The organism is Helicobacter pylori oki112 (genome assembly GCF_000600085.1).
GTDB classification, from domain to species: Bacteria; Campylobacterota; Campylobacteria; order Campylobacterales; family Helicobacteraceae; genus Helicobacter; species Helicobacter pylori_CY.
In genome coordinates, this window is the sequence record NZ_CP006821.1 from 594,694 (window position 1) to 617,470 (window position 22,777).

At 38.9% G+C, this 22,777-nt stretch carries 20 protein-coding genes, 1 other RNA gene and 1 pseudogene; 16 read left to right on the top strand and 6 right to left on the bottom strand.

The window, feature by feature from the left end; translation table 11 throughout:
* The first annotated feature begins 216 nt into the window (after positions 1 to 216).
* The 13 genes from ribA to HPOKI112_RS02970 all read left to right on the top strand — a co-directional run bounded on the left by ribA (position 217) and on the right by HPOKI112_RS02970 (position 11,864).
* Positions 217 to 795, top strand: coding sequence for a GTP cyclohydrolase II (gene ribA, locus HPOKI112_RS02910; RefSeq protein ID WP_025309728.1), 579 nt, complete (start codon positions 217 to 219; stop codon positions 793 to 795).
* Positions 796 to 843: 48 nt separating this feature from the next.
* Positions 844 to 1,065, top strand: coding sequence for a MoaD/ThiS family protein (locus HPOKI112_RS02915; protein WP_000230624.1), 222 nt, complete (start codon positions 844 to 846; stop codon positions 1,063 to 1,065).
* Complete coding sequence (locus tag HPOKI112_RS02920; RefSeq protein WP_025275842.1) at positions 1,066 to 1,503, top strand: molybdopterin synthase catalytic subunit; 438 nt, start codon at positions 1,066 to 1,068, stop codon at positions 1,501 to 1,503.
* 12 nt (positions 1,504 to 1,515) lie between these two features.
* Positions 1,516 to 2,046, top strand: a complete 531-nt coding sequence (gene mog / locus HPOKI112_RS02925) for a molybdopterin adenylyltransferase (protein WP_001193314.1) — start codon at positions 1,516 to 1,518, stop codon at positions 2,044 to 2,046.
* Positions 2,047 to 2,054: 8 nt separating this feature from the next.
* A complete protein-coding gene (gene moaC / locus HPOKI112_RS02930; RefSeq protein WP_025275843.1) occupies positions 2,055 to 2,531 on the top strand; it encodes a cyclic pyranopterin monophosphate synthase MoaC in 477 nt (158 codons plus the stop codon).
* 118 nt (positions 2,532 to 2,649) lie between these two features.
* Positions 2,650 to 3,432, top strand: a complete 783-nt coding sequence (gene hpaA, locus HPOKI112_RS02935; protein ID WP_025276811.1) for a flagellar sheath lipoprotein HpaA — start codon at positions 2,650 to 2,652, stop codon at positions 3,430 to 3,432.
* Between the two features lie 28 nt (positions 3,433 to 3,460).
* Positions 3,461 to 4,297, top strand: a complete 837-nt coding sequence (locus HPOKI112_RS02940) for an outer membrane protein (RefSeq protein WP_025275845.1) — start codon at positions 3,461 to 3,463, stop codon at positions 4,295 to 4,297.
* A gap of 111 nt (positions 4,298 to 4,408) precedes the next feature.
* Entirely contained in the window at positions 4,409 to 5,764 is a 1,356-nt protein-coding gene (gene tig / locus HPOKI112_RS02945) for a trigger factor (protein WP_025275846.1), read from the top strand.
* Positions 5,765 to 5,784: 20 nt separating this feature from the next.
* Positions 5,785 to 6,372, top strand: a complete 588-nt coding sequence (gene clpP / locus HPOKI112_RS02950; RefSeq protein WP_000540573.1) for an ATP-dependent Clp endopeptidase proteolytic subunit ClpP — start codon at positions 5,785 to 5,787, stop codon at positions 6,370 to 6,372.
* Positions 6,373 to 6,376: 4 nt separating this feature from the next.
* Complete coding sequence (gene def, locus HPOKI112_RS02955; RefSeq protein ID WP_015427911.1) at positions 6,377 to 6,901, top strand: peptide deformylase; 525 nt, start codon at positions 6,377 to 6,379, stop codon at positions 6,899 to 6,901.
* A gap of 5 nt (positions 6,902 to 6,906) precedes the next feature.
* Complete coding sequence (locus HPOKI112_RS02960) at positions 6,907 to 8,427, top strand: YifB family Mg chelatase-like AAA ATPase (RefSeq protein WP_025309729.1); 1,521 nt, start codon at positions 6,907 to 6,909, stop codon at positions 8,425 to 8,427.
* Positions 8,428 to 8,451: 24 nt separating this feature from the next.
* Positions 8,452 to 10,512, top strand: coding sequence for a heavy metal translocating P-type ATPase (locus HPOKI112_RS02965; RefSeq protein WP_025309730.1), 2,061 nt, complete (start codon positions 8,452 to 8,454; stop codon positions 10,510 to 10,512).
* A 35-nt stretch (positions 10,513 to 10,547) separates the two neighbouring features.
* Positions 10,548 to 11,864, top strand: a complete 1,317-nt coding sequence (locus HPOKI112_RS02970; protein WP_025309731.1) for a restriction endonuclease subunit S — start codon at positions 10,548 to 10,550, stop codon at positions 11,862 to 11,864.
* 237 nt (positions 11,865 to 12,101) lie between these two features.
* On the opposite strand, the gene hofF is transcribed toward HPOKI112_RS02970, so the two are convergent.
* The 3 genes from hofF to secA all read right to left on the bottom strand — a co-directional run bounded on the left by hofF (position 12,102) and on the right by secA (position 17,698).
* A complete protein-coding gene (gene hofF, locus HPOKI112_RS02975) occupies positions 12,102 to 13,601 on the bottom strand; it encodes an outer membrane beta-barrel protein HofF (protein WP_025309732.1) in 1,500 nt (499 codons plus the stop codon).
* Between the two features lie 277 nt (positions 13,602 to 13,878).
* Positions 13,879 to 15,111: an ABC transporter permease gene (locus HPOKI112_RS02980; RefSeq protein WP_025309733.1), complete on the bottom strand. Its 1,233-nt coding sequence runs from the start codon at positions 15,109 to 15,111 to the stop codon at positions 13,879 to 13,881.
* Positions 15,101 to 17,698, bottom strand: coding sequence for a preprotein translocase subunit SecA (gene secA / locus HPOKI112_RS02985; RefSeq protein WP_025309734.1), 2,598 nt, complete (start codon positions 17,696 to 17,698; stop codon positions 15,101 to 15,103). Before secA ends, HPOKI112_RS02980 begins: the two co-directional genes overlap by 11 nt.
* A 145-nt stretch (positions 17,699 to 17,843) precedes the next feature.
* Between secA and lolA the strand changes: the two genes are divergently transcribed.
* The 3 genes from lolA to HPOKI112_RS03000 all read left to right on the top strand — a co-directional run bounded on the left by lolA (position 17,844) and on the right by HPOKI112_RS03000 (position 19,419).
* Positions 17,844 to 18,398, top strand: a complete 555-nt coding sequence (gene lolA, locus HPOKI112_RS02990) for a LolA-like outer membrane lipoprotein chaperone (protein ID WP_025275853.1) — start codon at positions 17,844 to 17,846, stop codon at positions 18,396 to 18,398.
* 65 nt (positions 18,399 to 18,463) lie between these two features.
* Positions 18,464 to 18,849: a transfer-messenger RNA gene (gene ssrA, locus HPOKI112_RS08000) on the top strand.
* A 42-nt stretch (positions 18,850 to 18,891) separates the two neighbouring features.
* Positions 18,892 to 19,419 carry a hypothetical protein gene (locus HPOKI112_RS03000; RefSeq protein ID WP_025309735.1) on the top strand — a complete coding sequence of 176 codons (528 nt, stop codon included), beginning with the start codon at positions 18,892 to 18,894 and terminating at the stop codon, positions 19,417 to 19,419.
* Between the two features lie 6 nt (positions 19,420 to 19,425).
* Here the strand turns inward: HPOKI112_RS03000 and hofE are convergent.
* From hofE to HPOKI112_RS03015, 3 genes and pseudogenes are all read right to left on the bottom strand, one after another.
* A pseudogene (gene hofE / locus HPOKI112_RS03005) lies at positions 19,426 to 20,794 on the bottom strand (outer membrane beta-barrel protein HofE).
* A gap of 92 nt (positions 20,795 to 20,886) precedes the next feature.
* Positions 20,887 to 22,176 carry a DDE transposase gene (locus tag HPOKI112_RS03010; RefSeq protein ID WP_025309736.1) on the bottom strand — a complete coding sequence of 430 codons (1,290 nt, stop codon included), beginning with the start codon at positions 22,174 to 22,176 and terminating at the stop codon, positions 20,887 to 20,889.
* Positions 22,177 to 22,449: 273 nt separating this feature from the next.
* Positions 22,450 to 22,716, bottom strand: a complete 267-nt coding sequence (locus HPOKI112_RS03015; protein ID WP_025309737.1) for a hypothetical protein — start codon at positions 22,714 to 22,716, stop codon at positions 22,450 to 22,452.
* Positions 22,717 to 22,777: the final 61 nt, after the last annotated feature.

Sequence of the window (22,777 nt, forward strand, 5' to 3'; positions counted from 1 at the left end):
AAATCATTCTAAACGCACCAACCCCTTAAGGCCAATCAAAAATGCATTGACTTCCCAAATCTATAATGGAGCAACTAGCTTTAAGGGCGGTGAGTTTGTTAGAGGTTTTTAAAAGATGGGGTTGTTCGTTCAATAACTTTTTAAGAAAATTATAAAGAGTTTTGATAGAATACCTTTTTTAAAAGATGCGTTTTAAAACTAATTTTAGGAGTATCCTTGAAACGATTAGAAGTCTCTAACCAAGCCAAATTACCCACTCAATTTGGGGAGTTTTGTATCCAGTGCTTTAGAGAAAAGGGTTCTAATGGCTCTAAAGATCATTTAGTGGTTTTCACCCCTAATTTTTCTCAAAACCCCTTAGTGCGTTTGCATTCAGAATGCTTGACCGGCGACGCTCTAGGCTCTCAAAAATGCGATTGCGGGGGGGCGTTGCAAATGGCGTTAGAAAGGATTTCTAAAGAAGGGGGGCTAGTGATTTATTTGCGCCAAGAAGGGCGTGGGATAGGGCTATTTAATAAAGTCAATGCCTACGCTTTGCAAGATAAGGGCTATGATACCATTCAAGCCAATGAAATGATAGGGTTTAAAGACGATGAAAGGGATTATAGTATTGCGGGTGAAATTTTAGAATATTACGGCATTAAAAAAATGCGCTTACTCACAAACAACCCTAAAAAAATCGCCACTTTAGAAAAATACGCTGAGGTAACAAGAGAGAGCTTGATCGTGTGTGCTAATGAACACAATCAAGGGTATTTGGAAGTCAAAAAGCTCAAAATGGGGCATTTATTGTGAAAACTCTTTTAAAATAAGCTTTAAAAGGCACAATATAGGGGTAAGATAATGGTAGAAGTGCGATTTTTTGGACCCATAAAAGAAGAAAATTTTTTCGTCAAAGCGAGTGATTTAAAAGAATTAAGAGCGATTTTACAAGAAAAAGAGGGCTTAAAAGAGTGGTTGGGCGTTTGCGCGATAGCCCTTAATGATCACTTAATAGACAATTTAAACACGCCTTTAAAAGATGGCGATGTGGTAAGTTTGTTGCCACCGGTTTGTGGGGGCTAGGTGTTAAAAATCATTCAAGGGGCATTGGATACTAGTGAGCTTTTGAAAGCCTACCAAGAGGAAGCTCGCATTAAAAACTTTGGAGCGTTTTGTGTGTTTGTGGGGATTGTGAGAAAAGAGGGTAACATTCAAGGCTTGAGTTTTGATATTTATGAAGCGCTATTAAAGACTTGGTTTGAAAAATGGCACCATAAAGCCAAAGATTTGGGCGTGGTGTTAAAGATGGCGCACAGCCTGGGCGATGTTTTGATAGGACAAAGCTCATTTTTATGCGTTTTAATGGGAAAGAATAGAAAAAATGCCTTAGAACTATACGAAGATTTTATTGAAGATTTTAAGCGTAACGCTCCTATTTGGAAATACGATTTGATTGATAATAAACGCATTTACGCTAAAGAAAGAAGCCACCCTTTAAAAGGGAGCGGGCTTTTAGCGTAAAAAGGAGTTAAAGTGCAAACGATTCATATAGGCGTTTTGAGCGCGAGCGATAGAGCGTCAAAAGGGATTTATGAAGATTTAAGCGGCAAGGCGATACAAGAAGTGTTGAGCGAATACCTGCTCAATCCTTTAGAATTCCATTACGAAATTGTCGCTGATGAAAGGGATTTGATTGAAAAATCGCTGATTAAAATGTGCGATGAATACCAATGCGATCTAGTCGTTACTACAGGAGGCACAGGCCCTGCTTTAAGAGACATAACCCCAGAAGCCACAGAAAAAGTGTGCCAAAAAATGCTTCCTGGTTTTGGAGAGCTTATGCGAATGACTAGTTTAAAATATGTGCCTACAGCGATTCTATCGCGCCAGAGTGCTGGTATTAGGAATAAGAGTTTGATTATTAATCTCCCTGGTAAGCCAAAAAGTATTAGAGAATGCTTAGAGGCGGTTTTTCCAGCGATTCCTTATTGCGTGGATTTGATTTTAGGGAATTATATGCAAGTGAATGAAAAAAACATTCAAGCGTTTCGCCCCAAACAATAAGGTAAAAAATGCCACTCGCTCATTTGAATGAAGAAAATCAGCCTAAAATGGTGGATATAGGGGATAAAGAAACCACTGAAAGAATCGCTCTAGCAAGCGGTCGCATCAGCATGAATAAAGAGGCTTATGACGCTATTGTTAATCATTGCGTCAAAAAGGGTCCGGTGTTACAGACTGCTATTATTGCTGGGATTATGGGGGCTAAAAAGACAAGCGAGCTCATTCCCATGTGCCATTCAATCATGCTCAATGGGGTGGATATTGATATTTTAGAAGAAAAAGAGACTTGTAGTTTTAAACTCTATGCGAGAGTCAAAACTCAAGCTAAAACGGGCGTAGAAATGGAAGCGCTAATGAGTGTGAGTATAGGGCTTTTAACCATTTATGACATGGTGAAAGCCATTGATAAGAGCATGACAATTAGCGGTGTGATGTTGGAGCATAAAAGTGGAGGCAAAAGCGGGGATTATAACGCTAAAAAATAGAAAAAGACTGATAATCTAAAGATGTTAGGGTAAAATAACATTTTGACAACAAAAGCGTGTTGGTTGCTTCGGGTTTGTTGTTATAGAAGTCTAAAATATTACAATCAAGGATAGAACGATGAAAGCAAATAATCATTTTAAAGATTTTGCATGGAAAAAATGCCTTTTAGGCGTGAGCGTGGTGGCTTTGTTAGTGGGATGCAACCCGCATATCATTGAAACCAATGAAGTCACTTTGAAGTTGAATTACCATCCAGCTAGCGAGAAAGTTCAAGCGTTAGATGAAAAGATTTTACTTTTAAGGCCAGCTTTTCAATACAGCGATAATATTGCTAAAGAGTATGAAAACAAATTCAAGAATCAAACCACGCTCAAGGTTGAACAGATTTTGCAAAATCAGGGCTATAAGGTTATTAACGTAGATAGCAGCGATAAAGACGATCTTTCTTTTTCGCAAAAAAAAGAAGGGTATTTGGTTGTTGCTATGAACGGCGAAATTGTTTTACGCCCCGATCCTAAAAGGACCATACAGAAAAAATCAGAACCTGGGTTGTTATTCTCCACTGGTTTGGACAAAATGGAAGGGGTTTTAATCCCGGCCGGGTTTGTCAAGGTTACCATACTAGAGCCTATGAGTGGGGAATCTTTGGATTCTTTTACGATGGATTTGAGCGAGTTGGACATTCAAGAAAAATTCTTAAAAACCACCCATTCAAGCCATAGCGGGGGGTTAGTTAGCACTATGGTTAAGGGAACGGATAATTCTAATGACGCGATCAAGAGCGCTTTGAACAAGATTTTTGCAAATATCATGCAAGAAATAGACAAAAAACTCACTCAAAAGAATTTAGAATCTTATCAAAAAGACGCCAAGGAATTGAAAAACAAGAGAAACCGATAAAGACAAATAACGCATAAGAAAAGAACGCTTGAATAAACTGCTTAAAAAGGGGTTTTTAGCGTTCTTTTTGAGCGTGTATTTAAGGGCTGATGATCTGGTTACTTACACAATTCTCAAAAAAGAAGATCTAGGATTCCAGCGGTTTTTAGCAAAGAAGTGTTTAAGGGGCAAGGCCCACCCTCCATGTTTTGCTGAGCCTAAAAAGCCCAAAAAAAAACTTTTTAACATAGACAAAAGCTCCCATTATTATGGCACAAGCGTGGTGCAAATGTCATGGCTACAGAGCAGGGAAAAATTTGAAAACCATTCAAAATACCGAGATATTCCTTTTGCTGAAGTCAGTTTGATTTATGGCTATAAACAATTTTTTCCTAAAAAAGAGCGCTATGGTTTCCGCTTTTATATTTCTTTGGACTATGCTTATGGGTTTTTTCTTAAAAATAAGGGCGTGTTGGGCGATAGTTTGAGGGAGAGTTCGCAGATCCCTAAAAGCTATAGAGAAAAATTACAAAGAAAAGAGACTTTTATTAACGCTATTTTTTATGGCACGGGAGCTGACTTTTTATACAAACGCGCTTTCGGGACGCTGATTTTAGGGATGAATTTCGTGGGCGAAACCTGGTTTTATGAAACAAAGATTTTTAAAAAGTGGGCTAAAGATCTTTCAAGCGTTTATCACCCTTACATGTTTCAAGTGATGCTGAATGTGGGGTATCGTTACCGCTTTTCAAGGTATAAGAATTGGGCGATAGAATTTGGCGTGCGCATCCCCTTTTTAACCAATGATTATTTTAAAACCCCTTTATACACCCTTCATTTCAAGCGCAATATTTCTGTCTATCTCACTTCAACTTATGACTTTTAGTTTTTTAAATTTTTGAAAACTAGAATTAAAACCGCTATTTATCAACCGGAATTAAAACAAATTAAGCTATAATGATACAAAAATTTAATTTTTTAGCCATTAAGGAAAAAAATGAATCTTGAAGTGAAAAAGATTGACACCGCTAACGCCCGTTTGAGCGCTAAACCTTCCATTGAGAATTTAGAAAAGCGTTATGATAAAATCGCTCAAAAAATCGCCCAAAAAGTTAAAATTGATGGCTTTAGAAGAGGTAAAGTCCCCCTTAGTTTAGTGAAAACCCGTTATCAAGCCCAAATTGAACAAGACGCTCAAGAAGAAATGATTCAAGAGGTTTTAAAAAACGCTTTTAAGGAATTAGGGATTGAAAATAAGGATTTAATCGGCAGCCCCAATCTCACTAAATTTGAAAAAAAAGGCACGCATTTTGAAATAGAAGCGGACATCGGCTTAAAACCCACGATTGTTTTAGACAAGATCAAAGAGTGCGTGCCTAGCGTGGGAGTGGAAATTCCAAATGAAGAAAAAATTGATGAGCGTTTGAAACAGCTCGCTAAAGATTACGCGAAATTTGTGGATACTGACGCTCAAAGAAAAGCTCAAAATGACGATAAATTGACGATTGATTTTGAAGGTTTTATAGATAATGCACCTTTTGAAGGGGGCAAGGCTGAGAATTTTAATTTGATTTTAGGCAGTAAGCAAATGCTAGAAGATTTTGAAAAGGCTCTTTTAGGCATGCAAGCGGGCGAAGAAAAAGAATTCCCTTTGACTTTCCCTAGCGGATACCATGCAGAGCATTTAGCCGGCAAAGAAGCCCTTTTTAAAGTGAAATTACACCAGATTCAAGCGCGTGAAGCGTTAGAAATCAATGACGAACTCGCTAAAATCGTGTTGGCTAATGAAGAAAATGCGACTTTAAAGCTTTTAAAAGAAAGGGTTGAAGGGCAGTTGTTTTTAGAAAATAAAGCCAGACTCTATAACGAAGAGTTGAAAGAAAAATTGATTGAAAATTTAGATGAAAAAATCGTTTTTGATTTGCCTAAAACGATCATAGAGCAAGAAATGGATTTGTTGTTCAGGAACGCTCTTTATTCCATGCAGGCTACGGAAGTCAAATCCTTACAAGAAAGTCAAGAAAAAGCCAAAGAAAAGCGTGAGAGCTTTAGGAACGATGCGACAAAAAGCGTGAAAATCACTTTTATCATTGACGCTTTAGCGAAAGAAGAAAAAATTGGCGTGCATGACAATGAAGTCTTTCAAACTTTGTATTATGAAGCGATGATGACAGGGCAAAACCCAGAAAATCTCATTGAGCAATACCGCAAAAATAACATGTTAGCGGCGGTGAAAATGGCGATGATTGAAGATAGGGTGTTAGCTTATTTGTTGGATAAAAACCTGCCTAAAGAACAGCAAGAAATTTTAGAAAAAATGAGGCCCAACGCTCAAAAAATTCAAGCGGGTTAAACAGCTAAAAAGGAGAGATGATGGGATACATTCCTTATGTAATAGAGAATACCGATCGTGGGGAGCGTAGCTATGATATTTACTCGCGCCTTTTAAAGGATCGCATTGTTTTATTGAGCGGTGAAATTAATGACAGCGTGGCGTCTTCTATCGTGGCCCAACTCTTGTTTTTGGAAGCTGAAGACCCTGAAAAAGACATTGGCTTGTATATCAATTCTCCCGGTGGGGTGATAACAAGCGGTCTTAGCATTTATGACACCATGAATTTTATCCGCCCTGATGTCTCCACGATTTGCATCGGTCAAGCGGCTTCTATGGGGGCGTTTTTACTGAGCTGTGGGGCTAAGGGCAAGCGCTTTTCATTGCCTCATTCAAGGATTATGATCCACCAGCCTTTAGGGGGGGCTCAAGGGCAAGCGAGCGATATTGAAATCATTTCTAACGAGATCCTTAGGCTTAAAGGTTTGATGAATTCTATTTTGGCTCAAAACTCAGGGCAGAGTTTGGAGCAAATCGCTAAAGACACGGACAGGGATTTTTATATGAGCGCTAAAGAAGCTAAAGAGTATGGCTTGATTGATAAAGTGTTACAGAAAAATGTGAAGTGATTGCATGGCGTTATTAGAGATTATCCATTACCCTTCTAAAATCTTAAGAACGATTTCTAAAGAGGTCGTTTCTTTTGATGCAAAACTCCACCAACAGCTAGATGACATGCATGAGACTATGATCGCTAGTGAGGGGATAGGGTTAGCCGCTATTCAAGTGGGCTTGCCTTTAAGAATGCTCATTATCAACCTCCCACGAGAAGACGGCGTGCAACACAAGGAAGACTGCTTGGAAATCATTAACCCTAAATTTATAGAAACTGGGGGTTCAATAATGTATAGAGAAGGGTGCTTGTCTGTGCCGGGATTTTATGAAGAAGTGGAGCGTTTTGAAAAGGTTAAGATAGAATACCAAAACCGCTTCGCTGAAGTGAAAGTTTTAGAAGCGAGCGAGCTTTTAGCGGTAGCCATTCAGCATGAGATCGATCACCTCAATGGCGTGTTATTCGTGGATAAATTATCCATTTTGAAGCGTAAGAAATTTGAAAAAGAACTCAAAGAGCTGCAAAAAAAACAAAAACACAAGTAACCACCATGATTAACACGATATTTTGCACGACCATGCAAAGGGGAGTGGCAGAAATCGTGGCCGTGGAGGCGACTTTCACAAGGGCTTTGCCGGCGTTTGTGATTTCAGGCTTGGCTAATAACTCTATCCAAGAAGCCAAACAGCGGGTCCAGTCAGCCTTACAGAATAACGATTTCACTTTCCCGCCTTTAAAAATCACCATCAACCTTTCCCCTTCAGATTTGCCCAAATCCGGGAGCCATTTTGATTTGCCTATCGCTCTTTTAATCGCTTTGCAAAAACAAGAGTTGGCTTTTAAAGAGTGGTTTGCTTTTGGGGAGTTAGGGCTTGATGGCAAGATCAAACCCAATCCTAACATTTTCCCCATGCTTTTAGACATTGCCATTAAACACCCCCATGCTAAAGTCATTGCGCCTAAGGCGAATGAGGAGCTTTTTTCGCTTATCCCTAATTTGCAATGCTTTTTTGTGGGGCATTTTAAAGAAGCTTTAGAAATCTTGCAAAACCCTGAAACCAAAGCAGACACCCATACGAAAAAACTACCCTTTAAAACGATAGAATTAAACGATAAAGAGTATTATTTTTCAGACGCCTATGCCTTAGATTTTAAAGAAGTTAAGGGGCAAGCTGTCGCTAAAGAGGCCGCTTTGATCGCTAGCGCTGGGTTTCATAACTTGATTTTAGAGGGAAGTCCAGGGTGTGGGAAAAGCATGATCATTAACCGCATGCGTTATATCTTGCCTCCATTAAGCCTGAATGAAATCCTAGAAGCGACAAAATTACGCATTTTAAGCGAGCAAGACAGCGCCTATTACCCTTTAAGGAGTTTTAGAAACCCTCACCAAAGCGCTTCAAAATCCAGCATTTTAGGCTCAAGCTCTTTAAAAGAGCCAAAACCTGGCGAAATCGCGTTAGCGCATAACGGCATGCTTTTTTTTGATGAATTGCCCCATTTTAAAAAGGATATTTTGGAAGCTTTAAGAGAGCCTTTAGAAAACAATAAATTGGTGATCTCACGAGTGCATAGCAAGATTGAATACGAAACCTCCTTTTTATTTGTAGGGGCTCAAAACCCTTGCTTGTGCGGGAATTTACTCAGCTCAACCAAAGCATGCCGTTGCCAAGATAGAGAAATCACGCAGTATAAAAACCGCTTGAGCGAGCCTTTTTTGGACAGGATTGATTTGTTTGTGCAAATGGAAGAGAGGAATTATAAAGACACGCCGTCGCATTCTTGGACTTCAAAAGAGATGCATCAATTGGTATTATTAGCTTTCAAACAGCAAAAGTTAAGGAAACAGAGCGCTTTTAATGGTAAGCTTAATGAAGAGCAGATAGAGAGATTTTGCCCTTTAAACGCTGAAGCAAAAAAGTTGTTAGAACAGGCGGTTGAAAGGTTTAATCTGTCCATGCGCTCTATTAATAAGGTCAAAAAGGTCGCTAGGACGATTGCGGATTTAAACGCTTGCGAGGATATAGAAAAAACTCATGTGCTTAAAGCGCTGAGTTTTAGAAAGATTTCTTAAAAGGATTTTTATAAGGGAGAGAAAATGCAAGAATACCACATTCATAATTTGGATTGCCCTGATTGCGCGTCTAAATTAGAAAGGGATTTAAACAAATTAGACTATGTGAAAAAAGCTCAAATCAATTTCAGCACCAGTAAGTTGTTTTTGGACACGAGCGATTTTGAAAAAGTTAAGGCTTTCATCAAGCAGAATGAACCGCATTTGAGTCTGTCTTTTAAAGAGGCCACAGAAAAGCCCTTGAGTTTTACCCCACTTATTGTTACGATCATGGTCTTTTTGGGCGCGATTTTAATCTTACACCTAAACCCTAGCCCTTTTATTGAAAAAGCGGTGTTTTTCGTGTTGGCTTTAGTGTATCTAGTGAGCGGTAAAGATGTGATTTTAGGAGCGTTTCGTGGGATTAGAAAAGGGCAGTTTTTTGATGAAAACGCTTTGATGCTCATTGCAACTATTGCGGCTTTTTGCGTGGGGGCTTATGAAGAGAGCGTGTCTATTATGGTGTTTTATTCAGCGGGCGAATTTTTGCAAAAACTCGCTGTCTCTCGCTCTAAAAAATCCCTTAAGGCTTTAGTGGATGTCGCTCCTAATTTGGCTTATTTGAAAAAGGGCGATGCACTAGTGAGCGTTGCGCCTGAAGATTTAAGAGTCAATGACATTGTGGTGGTGAAAGTTGGCGAAAAAGTGCCTGTGGATGGCGTGGTAGTTAAGGGCGAAAGTTTGCTAGATGAAAGGGCGTTGAGCGGAGAGTCTATGCCTGTTAATGTCAGCGAACGCTCTAAAGTTTTAGGGGGGAGCTTGAATTTAAAAGCGGTCCTTGAAATTAAAGTAGAAAAAATGTATAGAGATTCTTCTATCGCTAAAGTGGTGGATTTGGTCCAACAAGCCACGAATGAAAAGAGCGAAACCGAGAAATTCATCACTAAATTTTCACGCTACTACACCCCAAGCGTTTTATTCATTGCTTTAATGATTGCTATATTACCGCCCTTGTTTTCTATGGGGAGCTTTGATGAGTGGATTTATAGGGGGCTTGTGGCTTTAATGGTGAGCTGTCCTTGCGCGTTAGTGATCTCTGTGCCTTTAGGGTATTTTGGGGGCGTGGGAGCGGCGAGCCGAAAGGGCATTTTAATGAAAGGCGTGCATGTTTTAGAGGTGCTTACCCAAGCTAAAAGCATCGCTTTTGACAAGACCGGCACTTTGACTAAAGGCGTTTTTAAAGTAACAGATATTGTGCCGCAAAACGGGCATTCTAAAGAAGAAGTTTTGCATTACGCTTCTTGTTCGCAGCTTTTATCCACGCACCCGATCGCTTTATCCATTCAAAAAGCATGCGAAGAAATGTTAAAGGACGATAAGCACCAGCATGACATTAAAAATTACGAAGAAGTGAGCGGAATGGGGGTTAAAGCGCAATGCCATGCGGATTTAATCATCGCAGGGAATGAAAAAATGCTCGATCAATTCAATATCGCGCACAGCCCTTCCAAAGAAAACGGCACGATCGTGCATGTGGCTTTCAATCAGGCTTATGTGGGTTATATCGTCATTAGCGATGAGATTAAAGATGACGCCATAGAGTGCTTAAGGGATTTAAAAGTGCAAGGGATAGAAAATTTTTGCATTTTGAGCGGGGACAGAAAAAGCGCGACTGAGAGCATCGCTCAAACTCTAGGCTGTGAATATCATGCGAGCTTGTTGCCTGAAGAAAAAACGAGCGTGTTTAAAACTTTTAAAGAACGCTATAAAGCCCCGGCGATTTTTGTAGGCGATGGCATCAATGACGCTCCGACTCTAGCGAGCGCTGATGTGGGGATTGGCATGGGGAAAGGCTCAGAATTGAGCAAGCAAAGCGCAGACATTGTAATCACCAACGACTCCTTAAATTCGTTAGTGAAAGTTTTAGCGATCGCTAAAAAAACTAAAAGCATCATTTGGCAAAATATCTTGTTCGCTTTGGGGATTAAAGCGGTTTTTATCGTGCTGGGGCTTATGGGGGTAGCGAGCTTGTGGGAAGCGGTCTTTGGCGATGTGGGGGTTACGCTTTTAGCTTTAGCCAACTCCATGCGCGCGATGAAGGCTTAATGATCTTATTATCAGCCATTTAGAAGAAGGGCAAAATGCATAAAATAGAGCGCTTACTCCAAACTTTAGCGCCTAAGGGGGTGGAGTTTAGGACGCTTGAAGAGATTTTTGAAATTAAAAATGGTTACACCCCATCAAAAAACAATCCTGAATTTTGGGAAAAAGGGACTATCCCTTGGTTTAGAATGGAGGACATTAGAGAAAATGGGAGGATTTTAAAAGACTCTATCCAACACATTACCCCAAAGGCTTTAAAGGGTAAGAAATTATTCCCTAAAAATTCTATTATTATTTCTACAACAGCAACCATAGGCGAACATGCCCTTTTAATCGTTGATTCGTTAGCGAATCAACAATTCACTTTTTTAAGCAAAAAAGCGAATTGTAATATTGCTTTAGACATGAAATTCTTTTTTTATCAATGTTTTCTTTTGGGGGAATGGTGCAAAAAAAATACTAATGTTTCAGGTTTTGCTTCTGTGGATATGACTGCTTTTAAAAAATATAAGTTCCCCATCCCACCCCTAGAAATCCAACAAGAGATTGTTAAGATTTTGGACGCTTTCACAGAATTAAACACAGAATTAAAAGCGCGAAAAAAGCAATACCAATATTACCAAAACATGCTTTTAGACTTTAAGGGCATCCATTTAAACCACAAAGACGCAAAAATGGGCGCAAAAACCTACCCTAAACGCTTGAAAACCTTACTCCAAACTTTAGCGCCTAAGGGGGTGGAGTTTAAAACGCTTGAAGAGGTTTTTGAAATTAAAAATGGTTACACCCCATCAAAAAACAATCCTGAATTTTGGGAAAAAGGGACTATCCCTTGGTTTAGAATGGAAGACATTAGAGAAAATGGGAGGATTTTAAAAGACTCTATCCAACACATTACCCCAAAGGCTTTAAAGGGTAAGAAATTATTCCCTAAAAATTCTATTATGATTTCTACAACAGCAACCATAGGCGAACATGCCCTTTTAATCGTTGATTCGTTAGCGAATCAACGATTCACTTTTTTAAGCAAAAAAGCGAATTGTGATCTTGCTTTAGACATGAAATTCTTTTTTTATCAATGTTTTCTTTTGGGGGAATGGTGCAAAAAAAATACTAATGTTTCAGGTTTTGCTTCTGTGGATATGACCGCTTTTAAAAAATATAAGTTCCCCATCCCACCCCTAGAAATCCAACAAGAGATCGTTAAGATTTTAGATCAATTTTCAATCCTAACCACCGATTTATTAGCCGGTATCCCCGCTGAAATAGAAGCCAGGAAAAAGCAATACGAATATTACCGAGAAAAACTACTGACCTTCAAACCCCTAACCCCCCATAAAGAAGTTAAAAAATGAGTTTTAAATAAAACTTTAAAATGAGTTTTAAAATGACAAAGCAAAAAAAGCCCATTTTAAAAATAAAAGTTTTAGTAACACAGAGCCAAAAATGCCCATAGCGTAATGAAAAAAATTTAAAATTCCAACGCTTTTTTAAAAACAAGCCTTAAAATAGGCGATAAAGCGTTTTTAATGGCTAATTTCTTGCTAGGGTTTTAACAAGCCCTTTAAAAAGGGTTGTTATTTGAAGAGGGTTTAAAGCTTCCACACTATCTCGGTGAAAATATGGCTCCTGTCTTGATCGGTTGCAGGCTGGCTGTCCAATTTTGGCCCATTCCACCCCATTTTATAGCCTTGATGCATCAACACATTATAATATTCAAACTTAATGTCGGCCGAGAAATTTTTAGTGAATTTGTAGCCCAAGTTGAGCGATATGACTTGTTCGTTCGCCCTAGGCCCATAAGTCAAACGCCCCAATAAGCCCCAAAGGAGTTTCCTATGCACCCCACCGCCAAAGGCAAACACGGTAAAAGCGTTCGCGTCCATCATGTAAGACAAAGAGTTAAGGGTGTTTGCATAAACGGTGTTTGTCCAAAAGTCAAAGCCTAAGCGGTTACCATGGTAGCCTATCATCCAGTTAGCGTTCCCAAAGGATTTATAAATCCCAAAACCAAAATTGTATTCATTCCATTCAAACTTTTGTTTGATCATCAAGCTGTGCGCGTTCTTACCGGCTGGCATGCCAAATTGATAGGTGTCCCAAAATCTTTTAGCATAAAAGGGATTAAGCACGGTAATATCGGTTTGAGAGCGAAACCCCAATCCGGTAAAAGTGGGGTTACTATCATAAGTGATCGTAAAGTTAGGGTCGTATTCGTTAAAGGGTGAAAAATAGACAAAAGGCTGAATGCTGAAACCCTTGTAATTCCAAATGATATAAAAGGCATGCACCCCAGGGTTTATGGTTTGCCCGTTTTTAAGAGTGTAGGTTTTAGGCGAATAGAAATTATAAAGCCACTCATTATAGGCAAAACCACGACCAAAAGAGCTAAACCACCAGAATTTGAAATTCCCTAAGTTTAAGGTCATGTCCAAGCCTTGGTTGTAACCACTCATATAATCTGCTGGGGATTCGTATCTTCCGCCCCTAATTTCAAAAATATCTTTGTAGTTGTAGCGCAAGTAAGCGTTATAAATCACATAGTTTCTGGTGTGATCGGCATAAGTTTTTGCGCAAGTGGAAGCCTCTAAAGCTTCTTGGTTAGACAACTGTGTCATTTGGGCTTGAGTCATCTTATCGTATTGGCCTTGGGTCAAATTCCCTGTGGCTAACCCGCAACTAGCCCATGGTTTTTGCCCTACAAGACCGCCCCAATAGCCCACATAGTTCCAAGCCATAGCCCCATAGGGTTTTCCTGTAACTTCGTTAATGAAATCCTTAGTGCTATCAAAAATAACAGCACCCCCCCAACCCCCAAGACTCCCGTCTAAATGATGCCCGTTAGCCGTAGCGCTTTTGGGCAAGAGCTCCGTAAAATCCACTTGCATGTAAGCCATGATCGTCATAAAGGTTTCGGTAGGGTAAAGCCCTTTATTAGTGTTGATGGGTTTGTTATTGAAACCGACTTTAGAGAAACTTTCAGCACCCGCTTTAATTTTAGCGATTTTACCCAAATCAAAAGCTTGACTTTGAGAAGAGAATAAAAAAAGAAGCGTTGCGATATTTTTAGCAGATGCAACTTTATAGTTCATGTTTAACCCTTAGTATAAACAAAAAATTCTAAATAGAGTAAGCCAACACCATTTCAAAGAAAATTTTTTCTTACAGATCTTAAACATCTAATCAGTCTGTTCATCTTTCGTCCTTTTTTCTACGAAGTCCGACTTACAAAGTTAATTCTTAACTAAGTCGTCCCTAATACTAGCATAATATTATTGTTTTTTTTAATTTTGAGGATAAAATTTTTCTTTGTTAATCAAATATAGATATTCAACCTTATTTAATCTCAATATTATTTAATTTTTTAATTCATTCATTCCTTAACACGCTTAAAGCGTCAATACGAGAAGCTTTTTTAGACGGGTAATAAGAAGAAAGGGCTACGATAATGATAGAGCCTATTAGAGTGAGCATAAAATCCATTAAAGACAGATCCAAAGGCAAGGTGTTAATGCCATAAACATCCACCGGGAGCGAGATGATAGGGAACACGCTTAAAAGATACATGCTTAAAAACGCTAAAACCACCCCAAGCGCCACACCGCCTAAACCAATGATATTGCCCAAATAAAAAAAGGTTTTTTGGATTTCTTTTTGACTGCTCCCCATGCTAAAGAGTAGGGCGATTTCTTTACGCCTATTCATCACCACCATTAAAAGCGAGCTGATGATATTCAAAGACGCCATTAAAATAATGAGCATGAGCACAATGAATAACGCTCTTTTTTCTAATTCCATAGCCGAGAAAAAATTCCCGTTTTGTTGCCACCACCCTTCAATGCCTATGCCATGGTGGTTGATGGTTTTTAAAGCGTTGCGTAAATTTTCAATATCCTTCATGGGCGTTTTAGAATAGACATGCACCCCATCATAAAGCCCTAAAGGCAATCTCCTGATCGCGCTTATGGCTTGAAGGCTAGAATACATGTAGCTCATGTCATAAGATTTTAGCCCTGAATCAAAATCGCCTTTGATGGTAAAACGCTTCATGATAGGGGAGAGCGTGAGACCTGTTGGCTCTAATTCGGTGAAAAACAAATCGGCTTTTTGATTGAGATCTAAATTCAAGCTGTATCTCAAGCTTTTCCCCACGATCAAATTAAAAGGGTTTTTAAAAAGATCGTTTTCATTAGTGTTTTTTAAAGCGTCGTTTAAAACTTCATTGATGCGCCTTTCTTTAGAAAAATCAACCCCAAACACCACGCCACCATTCATGGAATGCGCGCTTTTAATCAGGCTTTGAGTTTGCAAATAGGGGCTAAAAAGCAAATTAGGGAACTTTTTTTCTAAAGCTTGAACCACTTCTTCGCTGATCCCATAAGGGCTTGTGGTATAGAGCGTTAAGGGGTAGTTCATCACAAAAAGCTTTTTTTCAAATTCCTTACTCATGCCGTTCATGATCGCCATAGCCACAATTAAAACCATCACGCCAACCGCCACGCCAAAAAAAGCCAACAGGGCCGTGATGCTAATAAATGGCTGGCTTTTATCAAAACGCAAATAACGCTTGATAAGGAAAAAAATCAACGATCTATTTGGCAAATAAGCCCTTTTTAGGCCCGCTTTTAGCGCAACAATCTTTATATTTTTTGCCGCTCCCACAAGGGCAAGGCTCGTTCCTTTTAGGGGTTTTAGAAAAAGCTTTCATGGCCACATTCAAATCTTCATCTAAGGCTTCTTCATGGCGGTAATTTACGCTCTCATGCTCTCTTTCTTCGCTAAAGTTATCCAAATAACGCTCCGCATCGCTAGAATCTTGCTCATTTTCAAACTGGATCTTAGAAAAGGTTTTGATCGCTTCCATTTTAATGTCTTCAATGAGTTCTAAGAAAAGGTTGTAACTCTCTTTTTTGTATTCTACAAGGGGGTCTTTTTGGTTATAGCCTCTTAAATTAATACCGGTTTTGAGATTATCCATCGTATAAAGGTGCTCTCGCCATGCGTTGTCTAAAATCTGCAAATACACGATGCGTTCAATCCGGCTTCTTTGTTCGCTATCCAAAACTTTCATTTTGTTTTCATAATCACTTTTTAATTTTTCTGCGACAAAATTTTCAATAGGAGAGGCTTTTTCTAAATCTTCTAATCCAACATGAGCGTTAAAATCTTCTTTTAAGATGTTTTTAAGCCCTAAAAGTTCCTCTTTAGACAGGTTTTGATGGTCAAAGGCTTTGAGTTTGGAAAAGATTTGATGGAGCGCGTATTCTCTGTTTTCAGCGATTTTAGCACCAATATCGTAATTGGCATCTAATAATTCATCTCTAAATTTATACACGCTTTTTCGTTGCTCATTAGCCACATCATCGTATTCTAACAAATGCTTACGGCTTTCAAAATGCAAATTCTCCACTTTTTTTTGCGCGTTTTCCACCGCTCTTGTTACGAGCTTGGATTCAATGTGTTCGCCGTCTTTAAGCCCTAATTTTTCCATCACCCCCTTAATCCTATCGCTCCCAAAAATGCGTAACAGATTGTCTTCTAAACTCAAATAAAATTGGCTTGTTCCCGGATCGCCTTGGCGCCCGCTTCGCCCCCTTAATTGGTTGTCAATCCTGCGACTCTCATGCCTTTCAGTGCCAATGATATACAGCCCCCCAAGCTCTTTGATTTCATCAGTGAGTTTAATATCAACGCCTCTGCCTGCCATGTTAGTCGCAATCGTAACCGCCCCTTTAAGCCCAGCATCTTTGATGATTTCAGCTTCTTTGGTGTGCTGCTTGGCGTTTAAAACGGTGTGAGGGATGCGTTCTTTTTTGAGTAAAGCATGCAAGGTTTCACTCTTTTCAATGCTGGCCGTGCCGACTAAAACGGGCTGTCCCTTATCGTGTAATTCTTTAATCTTAAGGATCACAGCGTCAAATTTTTCTTTTTCACTCTTATAGATCAAATCGTTCAAATCTTTGCGCTTGATCGCTAAATTAGTAGGGATGGACACCACTTCTAAATTGTAGATTTCTAAAAATTCTGTGGCTTCGGTTTGAGCCGTGCCTGTCATGCCAGCGAGTTTAGAAAACATCCTGAAATAATTTTGGAAAGTAATATCGGCTAAGGTTTGGCTCTCTTCTTTAATGCTCACGCCCTCTTTAGCCTCTAAAGCCTGGTGCAAGCCTTCACTAAAGCGCCTCCCCTCAGACAAACGGCCGGTAAATTCATCTACAATCACCACTTCATTATTGGCTACAATATAATCTTTATCAATAAAAAAGAGATAATTCGCTTTCAAAGCCTGGTCTAAATGGTGCGATAGGGCGGCGTTTTCAATCTTGTATAAATTATCCACGCCAAAGAGGTTTTCGGCTTTTTTAATCCCCTCTTCAGTGATTAAAATCGCGCGGTTTTTTTCATCTATGGTGAAATCTATTTCCGCTTGCATGCTTTTAGCGACTTCATCAGCCTTGTTGTAATTTTCCATGCGCCTATCCACAGGCCCTGAAATGATTAAAGGGGTTCTCGCTTCATCAATTAAAATGGAATCCACCTCATCAACAATAGCGAACGCATGGGATTTTTGCACTTTATGCTCTAAAGAATATTTCATGTTATCCCTTAGATAATCAAAGCCAAATTCATTATTAGTGCCATAAACAATGTCTTTAGAATAAATTTCTAAACGCTCATCATCATCTCGAACGCTTGCAGTGATCGTGCCTACGCTATAACCTAAGAATTGATACAACGGCTCCATTTCTTTAGAATCCCTATGGGCTAGGTAATCATTAACGGTTACCACGAACACGCTCTCGCCCTTTAAAGCGTTCAAAGCCACCGCTAAAGTAGCGACTAAAGTCTTACCCTCTCCAGTTTTCATTTCAGCGATTTTGCCATCGTTTAAGACCATGCCCCCAATGAGTTGCACGTCAAAATGGCGCATCTTTAAGATCCTTTTACTCGCTTCTCTAGTGATGGCAAAACTTTCAGGTAGGACTTCTAAAAGGGTTTTTTCTTGCAAATCTTTTTCTGTGGATCGCACTCGTTTTTTTAATTCTTCAAAAGCGTTTTGCAGCTCAACATCGCTCATTTTTTCATAAGTAGGCTCTAAGGCGTTGATAGTTAGGACTTGTTTTTTGTATTGTTTGATCCAGCGATCGTTTCTGGTGCCAATGATTTTTCCAATGATTGCTTTTATCATAGTAGTAATAACCTTATTAAGAGTGCTTCAATATTTTAATATAATAAAGCGTCAGTTTTTAATCCCATTTTAGCATGGATAAAATAAAAGTCTTGTAAAATAAGGGGTTTTATTAAAGATGAGAGATTGTTTTAAGGTTTGAATAATGAAAGCTTTTTTAAAGATTTTAATGGTTTTGATTTTTGTGAGCGTTGCTCATGCTAAAAATCCTTCAACGCTTTCTAAAGAAGAAAAGGTTTTGCAGCATTTGCAAAGTTTTAGCGCGCATTTCAAGCAGGTTTTAAAAAATGAAAAGCCTTTAGTTTATTATGGGGTTTTAAAGGCTAAAGCCCCTAATTGGGCTTTATGGGTTTATGAAAAGCCTTTAAAAAAAGAAATTTACATGAACGATAAAGAAGTGGTGGTTTATGAGCCTAATTTGTTTCAAGCGACCATCACGCCCTTAAAAGACAAGACGGATTTTTTCACCATTCTCAAGCGCTTGAAAAAGCAAGATGACGGATCTTTTCAAACGACTATCAACAAAACCACTTATCGTTTGGTTTTTAAAGACGGCAAGCCTTTTTCGCTGGAATTTAAAGATGAAATGAACAATCTTGTAACGATCACTTTTTCTCAAGCAGAAATCAACCCCACCATTGCTAATGAGATCTTTGTTTTTAAGCCTAAAGATGAAAATATTGATATTGTGCGCCAATGATTTTTGATGATTCATTGCGTTTTGTTAGCAAAAGTTAGCTAAAATAGACAAAATTTTAAAATTATGGGGCTGACTTGGATTTCGACAGATTTCTTGTCGCGCAGATAGCATGCCAAGTGCTACTTGTAAAACAGCAACAAAAATAACTGTAAACAACACAGATTACGCTCCAGCTTACGCTAAAGCTGCGTGAGTTAATCTCCTTTTGGAGCTGGACTGATTAGAATTTCTAGCGTTTTAATCACTCCATAACCTTAAGCTAGACGCTTTTAAAAGGTGGTTCGCCTTTTAAACTAAGAAACAAGAACTCTTGAAACTATCTCAAGGTTTTAGAAAATTGGACCAGAGCTAGTTTTAAGGCTAAAAAACTAACCAATTTTCTAAGCATTGTAGAAGTTTGTGTTTAGGACAAGATTTTTGGACTGGGGTTCGATTCCCCACAGCTCCACCATATTAAAAAGTATCATTTTTATAGCGTATTTAAGGAAGGTAAATGCAGAAGTTTTTCTCTCGTTTTAGAAGGTGGGCGTTGCCCTTTTATTTTGTGAGCGCTTTAGCAGCGATTGATATTGATGAAGTAACAGAAGCTCAAGCCAACAGCGTGAAATTAAGCGATCAGTTAGTAAGCCTGAGCGATAAGCTTTTAGAAAAAGCGGTTGATAGGGGACGCAATACCGATCACTTAAAAGATCTTAACGATTTGCATGAAAAAATCAAACATTTGCGCTTGATCTTAGAGCCTAATCCTAAGGACAAAGAAAATAATCCTAACTTAAAAGATCATCAAGGCTCTGAAACGATTGAAATCGGCGAAACGATTAAAAAGGCTTTAGGCGAGCCGGTATTCCCCCAAGACGCGCTAGACGCCGCTTTGCAAATTGACAAACAGCTGGATTCTTTCAAGCAAGACAATTTGATTGATGTTAAGCCTTTAAAAGATGTTTTAGCCCAACTAGAAGCCGAATTGAGAAAAGCCATTAATTTCCAAAAACAATGGCTCAATTCTACCAAGCCTAATTGATAGGGTTTAAAAAAAGAACTTCACGCTAACCATGAGGTTGCTCCTGTCTTGTGTGTTCGCCTTAAAGGCTTTATTAAAAGGGCTAGTGAGATCATTAACCTTATAGCCGTTGTGCATGCTGACCGCATAGTATTGTAAATTCACATCAACGCTAGCAAAAGAACCCCATTTATAGCCCAAGTGCAAGTTAATGGATCTTTCGCTCGCTCTGGTGGCGTAAGTGTATCTGCCTAAAATCCCCCATAAAAACCCTCTATACACGCCCCCACCAAAGACATATCCGCTAATAGAGTCTGCGGTAACAGCGTTACTAAAAACCAAACCATAAATGCTGTTACTTCTTATGTCAAAAGGGATCGGGTTACCATACCAGCCAATCCTTGCGTTAGCGTTGCCAAAATTTTGGTAATAACCAAAGCCAAAGTTAAATTCGTTGCAGTCAAAGCGTTGGTGGATTAAAAGCGATGAACCCCATTCACCAATCTTAGAGTTACGCCAAACCACATCGTATAAATCTTTAGCATAAACGGGGAAAATCACATTGATAAGGGTTTGAGATCGTAACCCTAAACCTCTAAATTTCGGGTTGCTATCAATATGGATTTTAATCCCGGGCGCTTCGTAAGTCTTAGGTGAAAAATAAAAAAAAGGGCGTGGCTTGAACATGTTTGCTAGAAAAATAGAGTTGCACCGCATGAATGCCATCATCAACATCTTTTCTGCCATCTTCAGTTACAATAGGGGCATACCAATCTCGTATCCATTGCCCCGCAGCTAAAGCCCTCCCAAAAGAGCTAAACCATTTTAACGCTATTTTAGAATGGATTTGATAATCCACTTCAAAGCCTTGCGTATAACCGCTCATAAAATCCATGTTAGAAAGGTAACGCCCTAGCTTTAGGTGGAATTTATCGCCATAAGAATAAAACAAATAGGAATTATACAAAACATAATTACGAGTGTGAGCGTCAGATTCTATGCGGGAGTCTTTCCAAGGAGCGTTACCTAAATACCCCCACCAACGCCCTATGAAGAAAAAAAGTTCTGAGCCATAGACTTGATGCGTGGCTTGGTCGATGAGCGTTTTGGTAGAATCGTAAGCGAGTGCTCCTAAAATCCCGCCAACGCCTATTTTTAAGCTGTGTTTTTCAATGTTTTTAGGGAGCAGATTGGAATCCACTTGAAGCTTGATTGTGGCGGTTACAAAAGTGGCTGTAGGGAAAATCCCTTCTTTGGAATTGAGTTTGGAATGGTTAAGCCCCACTTTAGAAAAGGATTCCGCTACCCCGCTAAACTTATAATCAAAAGCCAACAAAGGGCTTTGATTGTAAAGAATGGAAACAAACAATAAGGGTAATTTTTGAAATTTTAACACAGAATAACCTTTGTTTAATTTTCGCTCGTATCATATTCAAATTTTATTAAAAACCGATTAAAAATAAAAGTATTCAAATAATTATCTAAATATTATTCTTTTTTTGTTCCGCTTTCATTTTTTATTGGCTCAAAAGAATACCCTAAAGCCTGATAAATTTGATTGTGGTAGCGGACTTGATTGTCCTCTAAACTTTCTTGAAAAGACTTTTTAAAATGCGGATCTAGCGTGTTTAAAAACACCTCTAACCCTATCGTGCTGGAATAATTCACCCAATCATGCCTTAAATCGCTCTCCAATAAGGAGGCGTATTCTATAAGCGTTTCATCGCTATTTTGTAAGGCATTGACAATGAATAAATCCTTTCTGTCTTTAGGCTGGGTGAGTAAGAGTAAAGAGGGGTTGAAATTGATTTGCGTGGAAAGGATTTTAAAGGGCTTATATTCTAAAAGCCCTATTTGAGAAAGGATCAGGCCACTTTTAGTGGTAGGGGTGTTTAAAATCAAAATAGAATTTTTAAAAAACGCATCGTTTTTTCTAAAATTTTTAGAAAAACTCGTGGCTTGCTTGTAAGAAATATTTTCTTGGTGTTTGACTTCAATGTTTAAAGACTCCGTGATTTGCCTCAAGCGTTCGCCTATTAAGCCATCATCATCGTATTCAATCACGGGTGAATTAGGGCTAATGAAAGCCGTGAGCATGCCTAATTGCTCTTTATAGTCAATCCCCCCAAAATACAAGCACTCGCTTAAAGAAGGCTCGGTATGATTTGCTAATTGCGTTTTATTCACCGTAGGCACATAAGTAGGGGTGCTGATGGTGGTGTTTTGGAGCAAATTTTCCACGCCCTCTTTAGTCAATAAGGCTATCACAAAAGGGAATTTTTCTTTTTCAATTTCTTTATAGGTTTGCTCTAATTTTTCAGGGCTTTCTTCATCGCTGTCAAAGACTTGGATATTGAAATCGTTGTTTCTAGTGTTCAAATACGCTAAAAGGGTGTTCATCACCGAAATGGCATAACGCCCCACCACCTTTTTAGGCAGTAAAATCGCTAATTCAATCTTAGGCTCATAGCTGTCTTTAGCTGGAGTTTGAGAAGCGATGAATGCAGGGTTGAGTTTATTGAGTATGTCTTTGTAATAAGTTTTAAGACTCTCATCTTGGCTGTTACTATCGTATTGAGATACAAAAGAAAAGATTTGATTTTGCAACATCAAGTCTTTCAAGCATTCCAAAGAGCAAGGCTCTGTCTTAATGATTTGCTGGTGCGCTGGGGGCAAGGGGGAAAACAGATAGCTTTTAGCACTCAAACTTATCGCGCAAAAAGTGGAAACAATCAGCGCAAGGCGTTTGAAAAATCTTTTTCTTAAGGCGTATGGCATTTTTTAATATCTTTAAACTGAATTTCCTAAAATTTTATTATAGAATATTTAACCCTAAAAGGAGACTGATTTTACCCCTACAACCCAACAAGAGGACTTTTTTTAAGGCGTGTGGGATTAAACGCGCTTTGGACACTCAAACTCTGTAAAATCCCCATTATAAGGACACAAAGCGAGAAACAAACCCTCCAACTTTAATTTTTCAACCATATTTTTCAACCATTAAAGGATTGCATCATTGAATGGCGCATGCTTTCATGTTTTGATTGTCCTCTAGCACCAATTATAGATATAAGGCCTTAAGCTAATGCAATAATCTCTAGTGCTTAATATATCCTTACGCATATCCCCTAATTGCCCAGACAACACTTCTTGCACTTTTCTTAAATTGTTAATCTCAGTGTTTTGCGCGCTGATTATTTTTTTCAAGTCCCTTATTTCTTTAATCAAATCCGCATTACTGATCGCTTTATTGGCTTGCGTTGAATCCGCGCTTAAAAAAGCCAACGCTACACACCAACTCACAACGATTTTTTTCATCGCCACTCTCCTTTTTTATCCTCTCTCAACATTCAGCCATAATTAAATAAAAAGGATCGCC

Coding starts and splice junctions, on each gene's coding strand:
- HPOKI112_RS03000 (WP_025309735.1), top strand. CDS start 18,892: ATGCAGAAGTTTTTCTCTCGTTTTAGAAGGTGGGCGTTGCCCTTTTAT.
- hpaA (WP_025276811.1), top strand. CDS start 2,650: ATGAAAGCAAATAATCATTTTAAAGATTTTGCATGGAAAAAATGCCTT.
- moaC (WP_025275843.1), top strand. CDS start 2,055: ATGCCACTCGCTCATTTGAATGAAGAAAATCAGCCTAAAATGGTGGAT.
- secA (WP_025309734.1), bottom strand. CDS start 17,698: ATGATAAAAGCAATCATTGGAAAAATCATTGGCACCAGAAACGATCGC.
- HPOKI112_RS02915 (WP_000230624.1), top strand. CDS start 844: ATGGTAGAAGTGCGATTTTTTGGACCCATAAAAGAAGAAAATTTTTTC.
- HPOKI112_RS03015 (WP_025309737.1), bottom strand. CDS start 22,716: ATGAAAAAAATCGTTGTGAGTTGGTGTGTAGCGTTGGCTTTTTTAAGC.
- tig (WP_025275846.1), top strand. CDS start 4,409: ATGAATCTTGAAGTGAAAAAGATTGACACCGCTAACGCCCGTTTGAGC.
- HPOKI112_RS02965 (WP_025309730.1), top strand. CDS start 8,452: ATGCAAGAATACCACATTCATAATTTGGATTGCCCTGATTGCGCGTCT.
- HPOKI112_RS02960 (WP_025309729.1), top strand. CDS start 6,907: ATGATTAACACGATATTTTGCACGACCATGCAAAGGGGAGTGGCAGAA.
- clpP (WP_000540573.1), top strand. CDS start 5,785: ATGGGATACATTCCTTATGTAATAGAGAATACCGATCGTGGGGAGCGT.
- lolA (WP_025275853.1), top strand. CDS start 17,844: ATGAAAGCTTTTTTAAAGATTTTAATGGTTTTGATTTTTGTGAGCGTT.
- hofF (WP_025309732.1), bottom strand. CDS start 13,601: ATGAACTATAAAGTTGCATCTGCTAAAAATATCGCAACGCTTCTTTTT.
- HPOKI112_RS03010 (WP_025309736.1), bottom strand. CDS start 22,176: ATGCCATACGCCTTAAGAAAAAGATTTTTCAAACGCCTTGCGCTGATT.
- def (WP_015427911.1), top strand. CDS start 6,377: ATGGCGTTATTAGAGATTATCCATTACCCTTCTAAAATCTTAAGAACG.
- HPOKI112_RS02970 (WP_025309731.1), top strand. CDS start 10,548: ATGCATAAAATAGAGCGCTTACTCCAAACTTTAGCGCCTAAGGGGGTG.